The 14480-nt window shown below is 68.7% G+C and carries 11 protein-coding genes; 4 read left to right on the top strand and 7 right to left on the bottom strand.

The genetic code is table 11. The features are described from left to right. Positions 1 to 37 precede the first annotated feature (37 nt). From idi to ACWEQQ_RS40800, 4 genes are all read right to left on the bottom strand, one after another. Positions 38 to 604 (bottom strand): isopentenyl-diphosphate Delta-isomerase, encoded by a 567-nt coding sequence (idi, locus tag ACWEQQ_RS40815; protein WP_452343857.1) that lies wholly within the window; start codon positions 602 to 604, stop codon positions 38 to 40. After that, positions 601 to 1473 carry a geranyl diphosphate 2-C-methyltransferase gene (locus tag ACWEQQ_RS40810; RefSeq protein ID WP_452351976.1) on the bottom strand — a complete coding sequence of 291 codons (873 nt, stop codon included), beginning with the start codon at positions 1471 to 1473 and terminating at the stop codon, positions 601 to 603. The genes idi and ACWEQQ_RS40810 overlap by 4 nt, the downstream gene beginning before the upstream one ends. Before the next feature lie 68 nt (positions 1474 to 1541). Next, positions 1542 to 3494: a family 2 encapsulin nanocompartment cargo protein terpene cyclase gene (locus ACWEQQ_RS40805; protein WP_452351975.1), complete on the bottom strand. Its 1953-nt coding sequence runs from the start codon at positions 3492 to 3494 to the stop codon at positions 1542 to 1544. Between the two features lie 15 nt (positions 3495 to 3509). Then, positions 3510 to 4916, bottom strand: coding sequence for a family 2B encapsulin nanocompartment shell protein (locus ACWEQQ_RS40800; RefSeq protein WP_452343860.1), 1407 nt, complete (start codon positions 4914 to 4916; stop codon positions 3510 to 3512). 366 nt (positions 4917 to 5282) lie between these two features. Here ACWEQQ_RS40800 and ACWEQQ_RS40795 point away from each other — a divergent pair, with 366 nt between their 5' ends. The 3 genes from ACWEQQ_RS40795 to ACWEQQ_RS40785 all read left to right on the top strand — a co-directional run bounded on the left by ACWEQQ_RS40795 (position 5283) and on the right by ACWEQQ_RS40785 (position 9947). Next, entirely contained in the window at positions 5283 to 8246 is a 2964-nt protein-coding gene (locus tag ACWEQQ_RS40795) for an AMP-binding protein (protein WP_452351974.1), read from the top strand. A gap of 114 nt (positions 8247 to 8360) precedes the next feature. Beyond that, the gene (locus tag ACWEQQ_RS40790; RefSeq protein ID WP_452343862.1) at positions 8361 to 8993 is read left to right on the top strand and encodes a TetR/AcrR family transcriptional regulator; all 633 of its coding nucleotides are present in this window, start codon (positions 8361 to 8363) and stop codon (positions 8991 to 8993) included. Between the two features lie 81 nt (positions 8994 to 9074). Then, positions 9075 to 9947, top strand: a complete 873-nt coding sequence (locus ACWEQQ_RS40785; RefSeq protein ID WP_452351973.1) for a sterol desaturase family protein — start codon at positions 9075 to 9077, stop codon at positions 9945 to 9947. A 70-nt stretch (positions 9948 to 10017) separates the two neighbouring features. On the opposite strand, the gene ACWEQQ_RS40780 is transcribed toward ACWEQQ_RS40785, so the two are convergent. Further along, positions 10018 to 11493 carry an MFS transporter gene (locus ACWEQQ_RS40780; RefSeq protein ID WP_452351972.1) on the bottom strand — a complete coding sequence of 492 codons (1476 nt, stop codon included), beginning with the start codon at positions 11491 to 11493 and terminating at the stop codon, positions 10018 to 10020. Between the two features lie 116 nt (positions 11494 to 11609). Between ACWEQQ_RS40780 and ACWEQQ_RS40775 the strand changes: the two genes are divergently transcribed. After that, entirely contained in the window at positions 11610 to 12080 is a 471-nt protein-coding gene (locus tag ACWEQQ_RS40775) for a MarR family winged helix-turn-helix transcriptional regulator (protein ID WP_452351971.1), read from the top strand. 53 nt (positions 12081 to 12133) lie between these two features. On the opposite strand, the gene rffA is transcribed toward ACWEQQ_RS40775, so the two are convergent. Both rffA and ACWEQQ_RS40765 read right to left on the bottom strand, forming a co-directional pair. After that, on the bottom strand, positions 12134 to 13273 hold the full coding sequence (gene rffA / locus ACWEQQ_RS40770) for a dTDP-4-amino-4,6-dideoxygalactose transaminase (RefSeq protein WP_452343866.1): 1140 nt from the start codon (positions 13271 to 13273) through the stop codon (positions 12134 to 12136). Continuing rightward, the gene (locus tag ACWEQQ_RS40765; RefSeq protein WP_452343892.1) at positions 13270 to 14325 is read right to left on the bottom strand and encodes a glycosyltransferase; all 1056 of its coding nucleotides are present in this window, start codon (positions 14323 to 14325) and stop codon (positions 13270 to 13272) included. Before ACWEQQ_RS40765 ends, rffA begins: the two co-directional genes overlap by 4 nt. Positions 14326 to 14480: the final 155 nt, after the last annotated feature.

The raw sequence follows: 14480 nt of genomic DNA, 5'->3' as shown, positions 1-14480 counted from the left end.
CCGCGGGCGGCATCGACCCCTGGCCGCGATCGACCGGCTAGCCGTGCGCCGCGATGATCCGCAGCACTCCGCTCAGCCACGGGGTGTAGCGCGCGGGTTCCGCCGCCACGTTCTCGGCGAGGGTGTCCGGCCGGATCCACGCGGTATCGGCGACCTCGTCCGGGTTCGGGTGCGGCGCGGTGTCTTCCAGGCGTCCGATCAGGACGTGATCGAATTCGAACTCGACGCGGCCGGTATTCGGATCGGTGGCCTGGTAGGTGAAGGTGCCGGCCTCGGACAGCTCGGCGGTGATGCCGAGTTCCTCGTGCAGCCGTTTGGCGGCCGCCTCCACCACCGCCTGCCCCGGCGCCGGATGCCCGCAGCAGGTGTTGGTCCACAGCAGCGGAAAGCGCGTCTTCACGCCCGCCCGCTGCTGCAGCAGCACTCGCCCGGCGGCATCGAACAGCAACACCGAGAAGGCCCGATGCAGCCGTCCGGGCGCGGTGTGGGCAGCGGCCACCGACAGCGAACCCCGCGCCCGGCCCTGCTCGTCGACCAGTTCGACGAGCAGGGTCTCACGGTCCACCACCGGGGTGGTGTCGGATGCGTCGAGGGTGCCGGTCACCTAACCACCTTATCGGCGGTGATCATCAGGTACTGGAAGCTGCCCTCCTTGTACGAGGTCAGGAAGGGTTTCTCGACGCCGGTCGCGAGTTCGGACCGGGTGCGCAGCTCCCAGTAGGGGATGGTCGCGGGGGTGAGGTCGGTGACCGCGATGGGGACCAGGCCGTTGGCGGCCAGCGCCTGGAAGTAGCGGCTGCGCGGATGGATATTGCAGCCGTAGTGGGCGTCGATCCAGCTCACCGAGGCCGAACGGGCGCCGAACACGTCATTGGAGCAGCCGGTGATGCAGACGTAGCGGCCGCCCGGCTCGAGCAGGCGGGAGAACTCCGCGAACAGCTCGACAAGGTCCACGTACATGGTGGTTTCATTGGTCCAGATGCCGCGCCGGGAGCCGGAGTCGAAACCGGTGTCGAGCATGTTCTTGAAGTGGAAGCGCACCTTGTCGGAGACGCCGCGCTCGCGGGCCTGCTCATTGGCGAAACCCACCTGGTATTCGGAGATGGTGACGCCGTCCACCTCACAGCCGAAGCGCTGGTTGGCCATGAAACTGGTGCCGCCGCGGCCGGACCCGCCGTCCATCAGCCGGTCGCCGGGGCGGACGTCGCCGAGCTGGTCGAGCAGGACGTCGGCCTGCGCGGTCTCCAGGCGGTGCAGCTCCTTGACGATCCGGTCCTGCCGGGTCTCCTCGGGGCCTTCCAGGACCGACAGGTCCGGCTGGCCGATGCCGTAGTGATGGTGATAGAGCCCGTCCACCTCGCCGAGCTTGGTGTTGACGCGATCGTCATTGGGATTGTTGTTCCAGTAGGACGCGACCGATTTCTGGTATTCGGTCTTCAGCACGGCATCCGGCCGGGGGTGGAGCGCGGTCATGGCAGGTCATCCTCTCGAATGGGTGATATGACGCTGGAAGTACTGCGCGCATCGAAGGGTGAGGTGAATCACGGGGTTTCGTTGTAGCGGCGGCTGTCCGCGTGCCAGGCCCGGTTGCCGCCCATCCAGGCCCACAGGCCGGTCAGGAAGCGGCGCAGCTCCGGGGAGCCGGCCGCGGCGAGGGCGCCCGCCTCGGCCTCGAAGCGGTGCACCAGCTCGTCGTGGACCTCCGCGGTGCGCTGGACGGCCTGGCGGCGGGAGCACTGCTCCTCGGCGGCGAGCACGGTGGGGAGGTTGAATTCCCTTCCGCCGGAGAGGTCTTCGCGTGCCATGGAGTAGAGGTCGTTGACCATCTGGCTGGCCAGCGCGGCGGTGGTGACCACCCGGCGCACCCGCGGATCGGTGTACTCCGCGGCCGGCACCTCGTAGCCGCCGACCGCATCGATCGGGGCCATGCAGGGCAGGAAGCTGTGCGGTTGCCGGTTCAGCAGGTATTCCCAGACCGGTGGCATGCGGCCCGCCGCGCGCCACCCCGCTTCGGCGCCCAAAGCGATGAACCAGCCCGCGATCTCGGTGCGCAGGCGCGCCACCTGGGTCGGGGTAGCGAATCGCGACAGGTGCTCGAAGGAGGTCCGGAATGCCCGCAGAATCGGATCGCTCTGCATGGCCTCCTCGACCTTGACCTGGTATCGCGGTGGCAGGTGCACGGGATCCATGGCGGCGGCGGCCAATTCGAGCCGCGGCCCGAGCTCGGCCTCCGCGCTGGACCTGCTGCCGTCCGGCGCGATATCGCTGGCGTCCTCCTCACAGTAGTAGTCGTCCACCGACCACTCCGACACCGCGCACTTGGCCGCCGCCAGCAAGCGATCCGCGTCATCGCAATCCGGATGCGCCAGCATGATCAGCCGTCCGAAGTCGGCCTTCCGCAGATCATCCAGCCGCCCCTCGTACAGCCCGATCTCCTCGGCCCAGGCGATGATCCCGAAATTCACCGCCTCCGCCAGCGCCGGATTGTCCCGCACCGGCGGCGGACAGTAGAGCGCGGGAATAGCCGCCCCCTGCGCCCGCCGCACCGATCCGGTCCCGATGCCACTCGGACCATGCGAAATCCGCTCTGCCCCAGTGGAACTCGCGGCCTCCGATGCCCCGGCCGACATGGTGGTACCCGGCTCGACCGCCGTGGAGCCCGAAATCCCACGAGCCAGCTCGGTGATCGACCCGAGGTCCCACACCGGATCGAGGGTCTGCCCGGGATCTACGCCGGGAGCACCGGGCCGAGCGGCCGCCGAAGTCGGAACCGCCCGAACGGCATCCGCGATCTGCCCGGCGGACCGTTCGGGCGCCGGCCTGACCGCTGCCGCATCGGCGGGACCGACACCCTCCGGATCGGCAGCCATCGAGGTGGCTGCAGCCGGAACCACCGCATCGGGCCGAACCACGGTGTCCGCCCGTGCCGCAGGCGAAGTCGGCGCGACCGGTGTGGAGCCGCCGGACACCCCGCCTCGGCGAAATGCCGAGGTCGTGCCGATTCCGGTGGGGCCCTTCGCAACCCGCCGCCCTGCCGGGCCGGGCGAGCTCTGTTCCGCGGCATGGGTTTCGGCCGGTGGGGAGGGGAGACGGCCGGTGCCCAGGGTGCGGGGGATGGGGCGGAGGGGTTGGGCGAGTGGCGCGGTCGGGAGTCTGGGAGTCGGCACCGCGCCGCCGGCAGGCGACGGCGGACGCGATGCCTGTCCCGCGAGCTCCGTGATCACCTGGGGGGTGGGTAGGTTCACGCGGAGGCTCGGGGCCCCGAGGCCGGAGGGGCCGAGCAGCCGTCGGGGGGAGTGCGCCTCGGCGGCGTCGGAGGCGCCGAGGCGGGGATCATCACCGAGGGCGGCAATGGATTCCAGGGCGGAGAGGGCTTCGGTTGCCGCGAGCAGGGTTTGGGGCGCGGTGGTGTCGAGGTTGGTCAGCAGGGCGGCGACGGCCGCCGCCACCTCATGGGTGGCAGGCGGGGCCGCGGCGCGTGAGAGCACCGACATGACGGGACACCTCGCTCAGTCGGACTGACGGGCGACCAGCACATTGTCGAGAATGCCGAGCGCATCGGGGACCAGGACGGCGGCCGAGTAGTAGCAGCTGACCAGGTAGGAGATGATCGACTGATCGTCGATGCCCTTGAACCGGACGTTCAGGCTGGGCTCGTACTCGTCCGGAATTCCGGTCTGGTGCAAGCCGATCACGCCCTGGTCCTTCTCGCCGGTGCGCATGGCGAGAATCGACGTGGTCTGGGTGCCGCTGACCGGGATCTTGCCGCACGGGAAGATCGGCACCCCGCGCCAGGCGGGCACGCGGTGGCCGTCCACCTCCACCGGGTCGGGATAGATTCCGCGCTTGGAGCATTCGCGCCCGAACGCGGCAATCGCCTTGGGGTGCGCCAGGAACAGCTTGGTGCTGCGGCGCATGGAGAGCAGCTCGTCCATATCGTCCGGAGTGGGCGCGCCGGACTCGGTGTAGATGCGCTGTTTCAGGTCACAGTTGTTGAGCAGGCCGAAGTCCGGATTGTTGACCAGGTCGTACTCGCGGCGCTCGTAGAGGGCCTCGATGGTCAGGCGCAGCTGCTGCTCGATCTGATCCATCGGGTCGTTGAACAGGTCGGCGACACGGGTGTGCACGCGCAGCACCGACTGGGCCAGGCTGAGTTCGTACTCGCGGGGCTGATCGTCGTAGTCGACGTAGGTGCCCTCTAGCATCGGCTCCCCGGAGTGGCCGGAGGAGATCACGATCTCGGCCTCGCCGTATTTGTTCTGCGGCAGCGCCGGGGCCTGTGCCACGGCGGAAAGGTGTTCTGCCAGTGCCGGAATGTTCTCGGTCAGCTGGTTCACGGTGGAGCGGGCGAGCACCAGCATGGTGGTGGGCGTGACCGTCTTGATGGTGACCGGCCAGATCGCGTCCGGATCGGTGAGGGTCTGATCGCCGAAGTAGTCGCCGCCGCCCAGCATGCCCAGTCTGGTGGTCTCGCCGTACTCGCCCGTGCCGATCTTGGAGAGCTTGCCGTGCACGATCAGCAGCACCTGGTCCATCGGGTTGCCGAACTCGGCGACCACGGTGCCGGCGGGCAGATCCCGCTGTTCGAAGCGGCCGGCCACGGTGGCCAGGATCTCCTCGTCCGCGAACCCGCGCAGCTGCGGCAGCTCCTGCAGTTCGAGCGGGATGACCCGGGCGTGCGGGCCGTTGATGACGTACTCCACCTCGCCGTTGCCGACGGTGTGCGTGAGGCGCCGGTTGACGCGGTAGATACCGCCCTTCACCTGGCTCCACGGCAGCGAACGGGTCAGCCAGCGGGAGCTGATGCCCTGCATCTGCGGTTCGGATTTGGTGGTGTGTGCCAGCTGGTGGGCGGCAGCGGTACTGAGGGATTTGCGCTGGCCGTTTTCGGTCTGAAGGGGCATTTCGATGGTCATGCTGCGGTCCTCACCTCGAAGGGCCACCGCGACGGGAGGCGGTGGAGTCCACGGCGAAACAGCAGACCCGAGCGGGGCCTGCGTGAATTAGTCAAGTGAGTGAATTGACAAGCGCGACAGTGCGATTCCAGCGATTCCGATGGTAGAGCCCCGGATCACCCGACGCGCCGAAATGCCAAAACATGATGCCTGGCATGTTGCTGTATCCCGTAAACCCCGAACGGCCGGTTTGCTTCGGCGCGGGCCCGGATCGCTCCGCCACGCGTAGCCCGCATGGTGCTGGTCACAGCGCCAGCGCAGTAGGGTGGACATATGGCAAGCTCATCGCGACGCGTCGGGGCGGGTGACGCTGGTCAAGGCCAGGAAATGTCTGGGAGAGAAGCCGTGAAATTCAATACGAGGTCCGTGGTGGGTCCGATCGAGCGACTCGTCGCGACCGCACAGAACGGGCTCGAGGTGATCCGGTTCGGGGGACTGGTTCACGACATCGAATCGTCGCCGTACGAGGTGGTGGAGCGGAAGCGGATGTACCGCCTGCGCCACTACTTCCCGGACGACACCGGGGCGGAGCGTCCGGTGGTGGTGCTGGTGCCGCCCATCATGGTGACCGCCGAGATCTGGGACGTGAATGCCGCCGATGGGGCGGTCGACATTCTGCACCAGGGCGGAATAGATTGCTGGGTGGTCGATTTCGGCTCACCGGCCACCGAAGAGGGCGGCTGGGACCGGGATCTGGCCGACCACGTGCTGGCGGTCTCGAGCGCCATCGACACCGTCACCGAAATCACCGGCCGCGCCGTGCATCTCATGGGGTACTCGCAGGGCGGCATGTTCGCCTACCAGACCGCGGCCTACCGCTACGGCAAGGGCGTCGAGTCCATCGTGACCTTCGGCAGCCCGGTCGACGCTGTCGCGGGCATGCCCTTCGGCCTACCGCACGGGCTGGTCTCCGACGCCGCCGACTTCCTCACCGATCACGTGCTGAACCGGCTGCCCATCACCGATTCCATGGTGCGCCTGGGCTTCCAGGCCCTGGACCCGGTCAAGACCGCCCGCGCCCGCATCGACTTCCTGCGCCAGCTGCACAACCGTGAGGCGCTGCTGCCCAAGGAGCGCCAGCGCCGCTTCCTCGAGGTCGACGGCTGGCTCGGCTACCCCGGTCCCGCGCTCACCGACCTGCTCCAGCAGTTCGTCAAGCACAATCGAATGATGCTGGGCGGCTTCGTGATCCGTGATCAGCTCATCTCGCTGGCGGAGATCAAGTGCCCGATCCTGGCCTTCGTCGGCGAGGTCGACGACATCGGCCAGCCCGCCGCCGTGCGCGGCATCGTGCACGCCGCGCCCAATGCCGACGTGTACGAGACCAGCATTGTGGCCGGGCATTTCGGACTGGTGTCGGGCTCCACCGCCACCAAGCAGACCTGGCCCGTGGTGCGCGACTGGGTCAACTACCTCAGCGGCCGCGGCGAACTGCCCGAGCAGGTCCAGCGCATGAGCACCGAGGTGGTCCGCAATGGCCCGCGCACCGGGCTCACCCGGGTCGTGCACGCCCTCGGCACACTGGCCGAGGCCGGAACCAGCGTCGGCAAGACCATCGAGGGCGTGGCCGGGCAGACGCTGCGCGGTACGGTCGAACTCACCAGCGAGGCCGCCCGCGCGCTGCCCCGGCTGACCCGGCTGGGCATGATCCAGCCGCATACTCGAATCTCGCTGGGCCGCTTGGTCGCCGAGCAGGCGCAGCGCGCGCCGCAGCGCGATCTGTTCGTGTTCGACGACCGCGTGCACACCCAGGAGGCGGTCAACGAGCGCATCGACAATGTGGTGCGCGGGCTGATCTCCGTCGGCGTGCGGCCGGCCACCCGGGTCGGGGTGGTCATGGAGACCCGGCCGAGCGCGCTGGCCTCCATCGCCGCGCTGTCGCGGCTGGGCGCGGTCGCGGTGCTGCTGGCGCCGGGGAGCGAACTCTCCAAGGTCGCGGACCTGACCGGGACCAGGCTGCTCATCGCCGATCCGGAGAACCTCGCCAGCGCGGCCGCCACCGGTCACCGGGTGCTGGTGCTCGGCGGCGGCAATACCCGTGTCCTCGACATTCCGCCGGGCGCCGATGTGGTCGACCTGGAACAGATCGACCCGGCGCAGGTGGAGCTGCCCGCCTGGTACCGGCCGGATCCGGGCCTGGCGCGCGAGCTGGCCTTCATCCTGGTCACCGGTACCGGCGACAAGTTCGACGTCAAGCAGGTCACCAATCACCGCTGGGCGCTGTCGGCCTTCGGCACCGCGTCGGCGGCGAACCTGGGCCGCCACGACACCGTGTACTGCCTTGCGCCGCTGTACCATTCGTCCGGATTGCTGGTGAGTCTGGGTGGCGCGGTGGCCGGCGGCAGCCGCATCGCGCTGGCCCGCTCGCTGGAACCGGCGCGGTTCGCCGAGGAGGTGCACCGCTACGGCGTCACCGTGGTCACCTACACCTGGACCATGCTGCGCGACATCCTCGACGCCGACACCTTCGCCGACGGGCATGCGCATCCGATCCGCCTGTTCATCGGGTCCGGAATGCCCAGGGGCCTGTGGCGGCGCACCGAGGAGCGCTTCACGCCCGCCAAGGTGCTGGAGTTCTACGCCTCCATCGAAGGAGATGTGGTGCTGGCCAACGTCTCCGGCGCCAAGATCGGCTCCAAGGGCCGCCCGGTGCCGGGCACCGCCAAGGTCGAACTCATCGCCTACGACCCGCTGACCGACGAAATCCTGGTCGACGACAGCGGTTTCGCGCGGCGCTGCGCCGACAACGAGGTGGGGCTGCTCATCGGCACCGTCTCCGACCTCGTCGACCTCTCCGCGGGCGGACTCCGCGGCGTCTTCGCCCCCGGCGACGCCTGGATGCCCACCGAGAACCTCTTCCGCCGCGACAGCGACGGCGACTACTGGCTCATGGACCGCCGCGACACCGTCATCCCGACGCCGCGCGGCCCGGTCTACACCCAGCCGATCGTCGACGTGCTGAACGACATCACCGCCGTCGACATGGAGGTGGCCTTCGGTCTCACCGCCGGGGACCGCATCCTCGCGGTCGCCGCGGTGAGCATCCGCGCGGGCTTCGGCCTGGCTCCCAAGGATGTGACCGAGGCGGTCCGGGCCCTGGCCCCCGACCAGCGCCCCGACATCGTCTACGTCGTGGACGACATTCCCCGCAGCTCCACCTACCGTCCCTCGACGCGGGCGGTGCAGGCTGCGGGCCGCGCCGAACCCGACGACCGCACCTGGTGGTACAACCGCACCACCGAGGCCTACGAGGTCCTCACCCCCGACCTCGCCGCGCGCCTGTTCGGCTGATCGCCTCGAACGCGCCCCCGCCACCGTGTCGTACCGAAGAAGACACGGCAGGGCCGGGGCGCGTTCGCATTTCGCCTGCGATCCATCGAATTGACCGAATGGTAATTTTCGAGCATGCGATCGGATGTCGGAGGTGGGAGCGGAGCCGTGAAGCGGGTCGGCACGGCGGGGACCAAGGGGGTGCCGCGAGCCGAGCGGGAGGCGCAGATCCTCGATGTGGCGGCCGCGGAGATCGCGCGGGTCGGGTACGCGGGGCTGTCACCGGCGGTGGTGGCGGCGGGGGCCGGGGTGTCGAAACCATTGGTGTACGGGTATTTCGGGTCCAAGGACGGGTTGTACGTGGCCTGCGTGCAGCGGGCCGCGGGCGTGCTCGGGGACGCGATCGACGAAGCCATCTCGGGGACGGCCTCGCTGGAGATGGCCGAGCGCACGCTGGCCGCGATCTTCACCGCGCTGGAGCCGCGGCCCTACGACTGGAAGGTCGTGCACGACCAGTCCCATCCGGCCGAGGGACCCGCGGCGGACGCCGCGCTGGCCGCGCGCGCACGCATCGCGGCCCAGACCGATCAGGGTGTGGGCGCGTTCGTGTCGGGACACGGGCTGACCGACCCGCAGGATCTGTCCGCGCTGATCGCGGTGTGGACCGGGCTGGTCGCCGCCCTCGTCGACTGGTGGCTGGGTCATCCAGACGAGACGGCCGAGGCCATGATCGCGCGCAGCGCCCGGCTGTTCGCCGCGCTCACCTGAATTCGACCGGGAGCGGTTCGAGCTCTTGCCATTGAATTGACCGATTGGTAACTTACGAATCGGTCAATTCATGGAGGTTCGATGTTGTCGCAGGTCTGGCACGAGATCAACACGCCGCTGCTCTACGCGATCCCGGTGTTCCTGCTGTGCATCGCGGCGGAGGCGGTGACACTGCGCGACAGCGACCGCGAGCAGGCGACCGGGTACCTGACCCCCGACACCCGTGCCAGTCTGAGCATGGGCATGGGCTCGATGGTCTCGTCCTTCGTGTTCAAGACGGCCAGTCTGGTGCTGTTCGTCCTGATATGGACCTATCTCGCGCCGTGGCACCTCCCGACCGGCGCCTGGTGGAGCTGGGTGCTGCTGACGGTGGTCCTCGACCTGCTCTTCTACCTCAACCACCGCTTCTCCCACCGCGTCCGCATCGGCTGGGCTGCCCATCAGGCCCACCACTCGAGCGAGTACTTCAACTTCGGAACCGCCTTGCGGCAGAAGTGGAATCCGTGGTCCGAGGCCGTCTTCTGGGCGCCCCTGCCGCTGCTGGGCTTCGCCCCCTGGACGATCTACATCGCCTTCACCCTCAACCTGATCTACCAGTTCTTCACCCACACCGAGACCATCGGAAAGCTCTGGGCCCCCATCGAATTCGTCTTCAACACCCCGTCGCACCATCGCGTCCACCACGGCAGCGACCCCGAATATCTCGACAAGAACTACGCCGGCATCCTCATCATCTGGGACCGCATGTTCGGCACCTTCCAGCCCGAAATGCACCGCCCCACCTACGGTCTCACCAAACCGGTCGGCACCTACAACCTCCTGAAGCTGCAATACCATGAGTACGGCAACATCATTCGCGACGTCCGCGCCGCCGACGGCTACCGCAACAAACTCGGCTACATCTTCGCCCCGCCCGGCTGGCAGCCCCCGGAACTGCGCGACCAGCCCGCCTGAGCTCGCGCCGCACGAAAGCCCGGTCCTGGACCGGGCTTTCGAAAATCGGCCGTGTTCCGTGCGCTCCGGTTCAGTTCTCCGCCAGTACCTTCTGTGGCTCGGCTGCTGCGGTGGTGCGGGCCGCGACCGCGTTGCGGACCGGGATCGCGAGCGCGATCACCGCGGACACCAGGCAGGCTGCGCTGCCGATCAGGAACACCGTGCGGAAGCCGTTCTCGGTCGGAATGGCATGGCCGCCAACCGAGATGGTCAGCTGTGCCAGCACCGCGCCCACGACCGCCGAGGAGACGGAGGTGCCGATCGAGCGCATCAGGGTGTTGAAGCTGTTGGCGGAGGCCGTCTCCGACAGCGGCACCCCACTCATGATCAGCGCCGGCATCGCGCCGTACGCGAGCGCCACACCCGTGCTGCAGATGATGTTCACCAGCTCCAGACCCCAGGTGGAGCCCATCGTCAGCTGTGCCACCCCGTACCCGGCCGCCATGGTCAACGCGCCGGTGAACAGGGTGATCTTCGGGCCGCGCGCGGCGGACAGCCGGGCGCCCACCGGTGAGACGAGCATCATCATGATGCCGCCCGGGGCCATCCACAGCCCCATCATGATCATCGACTGACCCAGGCCGTAACCCAGCGACGTCGGCAGCTGCAACAGCTGCGGCATGCTCAACTGCAGTGCGTACATGCCGACACCGATCGCGATACTCGCGAGGTTGGTGACCAGCACCTGCGGACGCGCGGTGGTGCGCAGGTCCACCAGCGGCTCGGGCGACCGCAGCTCCCACCAGCCCCAGGCGAGCAGGATGACGACCGCCGCAGCGAACAACCCCAGCGTGGTACCGCTGGTCCAGCCCCAGGTCGCGCCCTTCGACACGGGCAGCAGGAACGACACCAGACCGGCACCGAGCAGCACCGCACCGGGAAGGTCGAAACGGCCCGACGGTCCTTCCGAGCTGCCCTCGGGCACCAGGGTCACGATCAACGCGGTGGCGATGCCCACCAGGCCCGCCGCGACCCAGAACATCACACGCCAGCTGCTGTACTGGGTGACGGCCGAGGCGATCGGCAGGCCCAGTGCGCCGCCGATGCCCAGCGACGAGCTGATCAGCGCGATCGACGAGCCGAGCCGTTCGGCGGGCATCACATCGCGCAGCAGGGCGATGGCGAGCGGGATGATGCCGACGCCGAGCCCCTGCAGGCCGCGGCCGACGATCATCGGCACCAGCGAATCGGACACCGCACACACGATCGACCCGACGATGAGCGGAATGGTGGAGGCGATCATCATGCGCCGCTTGCCGTACATGTCGCCGAGCCGGCCCGCGACGGGGGTGGCGACGGCCGCGACGAGCAGCGTGATGGTGACCACCCAGCTGGTGTTCGAGGCCGAGGTGTTCAAGATGCGGGGTAGCTCACCCAGCAGCGGCACCACCAGCGTCTGCATGAGCGACGCGATGACACCGGCGTAGGCGAGCACCGCGAGGGTGCGGCCCGCGCCCGTGCGCGCCGGCGTCGAGCCGGACGCCGTAGCGGAATCGGGTTGGGTCATGGGATCTCCTCACGATGCGAATCATGTGTACTGTACACATAAAGTGCAAGATGCACATGCAGTGGCGGATGCACAACGCTAGGGTGTGGGTGAACAGGGGTTGAACCCGCAGGTCAATGCGGATCGCGGAAGGACGGGACGTGCCGAAGCCCACTGAATTGCTGGAATTCCAGACCATGCTGATGGCCCGTTTCAGCCTCATCGCGCGCAAGGCGACCGATACCAGCCTCGATCGCAGCGCCTACCTGTTGCTGAGCCTGCTCGAAGCCGAGGGCCCGATGTCCATCGGCCAGCTCAGCGAAATCCTCGGCCTCGACGTCTCCACCCTGAACCGGCAGACCGCGGCGCTGCTCCGCGCCGGCCTCGCCGACCGCATCCCCGACCCCGACGGCGGCATCGCCCGCAAGTTCCGCCTCACCCCGGAAGGCGCGTCCCGCCTGAACGGCGAACGCGCACAGAGTATCCGCCATCTCGACCAGATCGTCGCCGACTGGACCGACGCGGAGGTCACCGCCCTCGCCGACTCCCTCGCGCGCCTGAACGCCGACATCGACCGCTACCGAAACCGTATTTCCGCGCGCCCCTGACGCGGACCCCTCGTGTGGCAACGGCATCCGCCATGCCGCCGGGCCCGCGGCTACTAGACGGTGAAGCTGGTGACGCCGTCGACGACGCGGGTCAGCTGCTCCTCGGTCAGGCCCGGCCACAGGGGGAGCCGCACCAGGGTGGCCGAGAACTCGGCGCTGCGCACGCACGGGAACGGGGTACGGCCGAGCTTGAGCCCGGCGGGGGAGGAGTCCAGGGGGACGTAGTGGAAGGGAGCCACGATGCCGCGCTGGGACAGGTGCGCGATGAGGTCGTCGCGGCGGTGCTCGGTGGGGACGCGCAGGTAGTACAGGTGCGCGGTGTGCTCGCGGTCCGACGGCACCGTCATGAGGCGAATGTCGTTGCGGGCGGCCCAGTCCGGGAGCGCGGCGGCGTAGGTGTCCCACACGCGGTGGCGGTTGCGCTGGATGGTGTCGAACTCGGCGAGCTGGGCGTCGAGGACGGCGGCGTTCAATTCGCTGGGCAGGTAGGAGGATCCGATGTCCTGCCAGGAGTACTTGTCCACCGCGCCGCGCAGGAAGCGGGCCCGGTCGGTGCCCTTCTCGCGAATGATTTCCGCACGCGCCATGAGGATTTCGTCGGTGAGCAGCACCGCGCCGCCCTCACCGCAGTGCACGTTCTTGGTGTCGTGGAAGGACAGCGCGCCCACGGTGCCGATGGTGCCCAGCGGGCGGCCCCGGTAGTAGCCGCCCAGGCCGTGCGCGTTGTCCTCGATGATGGCGAAGCCGTGCGCGTCGGCCAGCCGCTGCAGCCCCTCCATGTCGGCGGCCACACCGCCGTAGTGGATGACCATGACGGCCTTGGTGCGCGGAGTGACCGCCGCGGCCACCGACTCCGGATCCAGATTGCCGGTGGCGGCGTCGATATCGGCGAACACCACGGTCGCGCCGCGCAACGCCATGGCCGTCGCACTGGAGGTGAACGCGAAACTCGGGACGATCACCTCGTCCTCGGGCCCGAGCTCCAGCAGCAGCCCGGCCATTTCGAGCGCGTGCGTGCACGAGGTGGTGAGCAGCGCGTGCGGCGCGCCGGTGATGTCACGCAGTTTCGTGGTGGCGGTCGCGGTGAAGGGACCGTCGCCGTGGCTGTGGTCCGAGGACAGCACGGCCTCCACATTCGGCAGCTCGCGCGCGGCGCGGAACGGGCGGCTGAAGATGATGCGGTCACTGCTCACGCGCGGAGCTCCCCCTCGATGTCTTCGTCGAACCGATTCGTCGTGCCGCCGTGGTGATTTCCACCGTCGTAGCGGATTCCGCCGCGCAACTGCCGCGGCCGCGGCGTCGGCGAATCCACCGTCAGATACAGCGGCTTGCCGACCAGCACATGCAGTGCCACACCGAGGTATTCGGCGATCAAACCCAGCGAGAACAGCACCGCGCCCGAGCACAGCAGCAGCACCGTCATGAGCGAGGCCCAGCCCTCGGGGTCGGTGCCGCTGTCGGTCAGCCGGTGGTACACCACCCACCCCGCCATGGCCAGCCCGCCCAGCGCCAGCGTCACACCCAGCATGCTCACCAGCCGCAGGCCGCGAGTTCCACTGCACAGCACCATCTTCCAGAACAGCGAGAACAGCCGCCGGTAGTTGTAACCCGACTCCTCGCGGCCCTCGGCGCGCAACTGCACCGGCACCTGCGCCGCCTCGCCCACCACCCAGGTGAGCGCCACATCCAGGTACACGCCATTGGAGGCGACCTGCGCCAGCTGCCGTGCGATATCGCCGCGGATCAGCCGGTAGCTCTCGAAGCGGGTGGAGTCCGGGAAGGCGAACACCGTCGCCAGCACGATCTTCGCGCCGCGCGAGGTGACATTGCGCAGGAAGCCGTGCGGGCGGGTGTTGACCGGCTTGGAGTAGACCAGATCGGCGCGCTGCTCGAGCGCCGCGTCCAGGAAGTCGGCGATGAAGGCCGGATCGTGCTGGCCGTCCTCGTCCATGGTGACGGTCCAGTCGCCCTGCGCGGCGGCCATACCGGCGATGGTGGCGGCATCCTGGCCGTAATTGCGGCTCAACCACACGACCCGCACCTGCGGGTAGGTTTCGGCGAGCTCCTGCAGCACCACGTCGGAGCGGTCGGGCCCGTGATCGTGCACCAGCACGATCTCCTCGACCCGGAAGGTGGCGCCCTGCGGCGTGGTGACCGGCTCCCCGAGCTTGTCCAGCTCACTGACCAGTGCGGCGATCGTCTCCTCGCCGCGGTACACGGGCACCACGACGGAGACAGCGTGCACCCGCGCCGGGCGCTCGCTGCCGGAGGTCACGCTGGGGTCGCTCGCGTAGGTGCGGGCGGACGGAATCGGCATCAGCTGAATGTACTTTCGATGACGGTGTGCGCCGGAACTCCAGCCCGGAAACCGGAGCCCGAGCCGCGCTGAACTCTAACACG

It is taken from the genome of Nocardia sp. NPDC004123 (genome assembly GCF_053603795.1).
Note: the sequence above shows the minus strand (reverse complement) of the source record. Positions and strands in the feature narration are given on the sequence as shown.

Bases quoted from the DNA above. Each gene is read 5' to 3' on its own strand.
- ACWEQQ_RS40810 (WP_452351976.1), bottom strand. From the start codon at position 1,473: ATGACCGCGCTCCACCCCCGGCCGGATGCCGTGCTGAAGACCGAATAC.
- ACWEQQ_RS40800 (WP_452343860.1), bottom strand. From the start codon at position 4,916: ATGACCATCGAAATGCCCCTTCAGACCGAAAACGGCCAGCGCAAATCC.
- ACWEQQ_RS40795 (WP_452351974.1), top strand. From the start codon at position 5,283: ATGTCTGGGAGAGAAGCCGTGAAATTCAATACGAGGTCCGTGGTGGGT.
- ACWEQQ_RS40785 (WP_452351973.1), top strand. From the start codon at position 9,075: ATGTTGTCGCAGGTCTGGCACGAGATCAACACGCCGCTGCTCTACGCG.
- ACWEQQ_RS40780 (WP_452351972.1), bottom strand. From the start codon at position 11,493: ATGACCCAACCCGATTCCGCTACGGCGTCCGGCTCGACGCCGGCGCGC.
- ACWEQQ_RS40805 (WP_452351975.1), bottom strand. From the start codon at position 3,494: ATGTCGGTGCTCTCACGCGCCGCGGCCCCGCCTGCCACCCATGAGGTG.
- ACWEQQ_RS40790 (WP_452343862.1), top strand. From the start codon at position 8,361: ATGCGATCGGATGTCGGAGGTGGGAGCGGAGCCGTGAAGCGGGTCGGC.
- ACWEQQ_RS40775 (WP_452351971.1), top strand. From the start codon at position 11,610: ATGCGGATCGCGGAAGGACGGGACGTGCCGAAGCCCACTGAATTGCTG.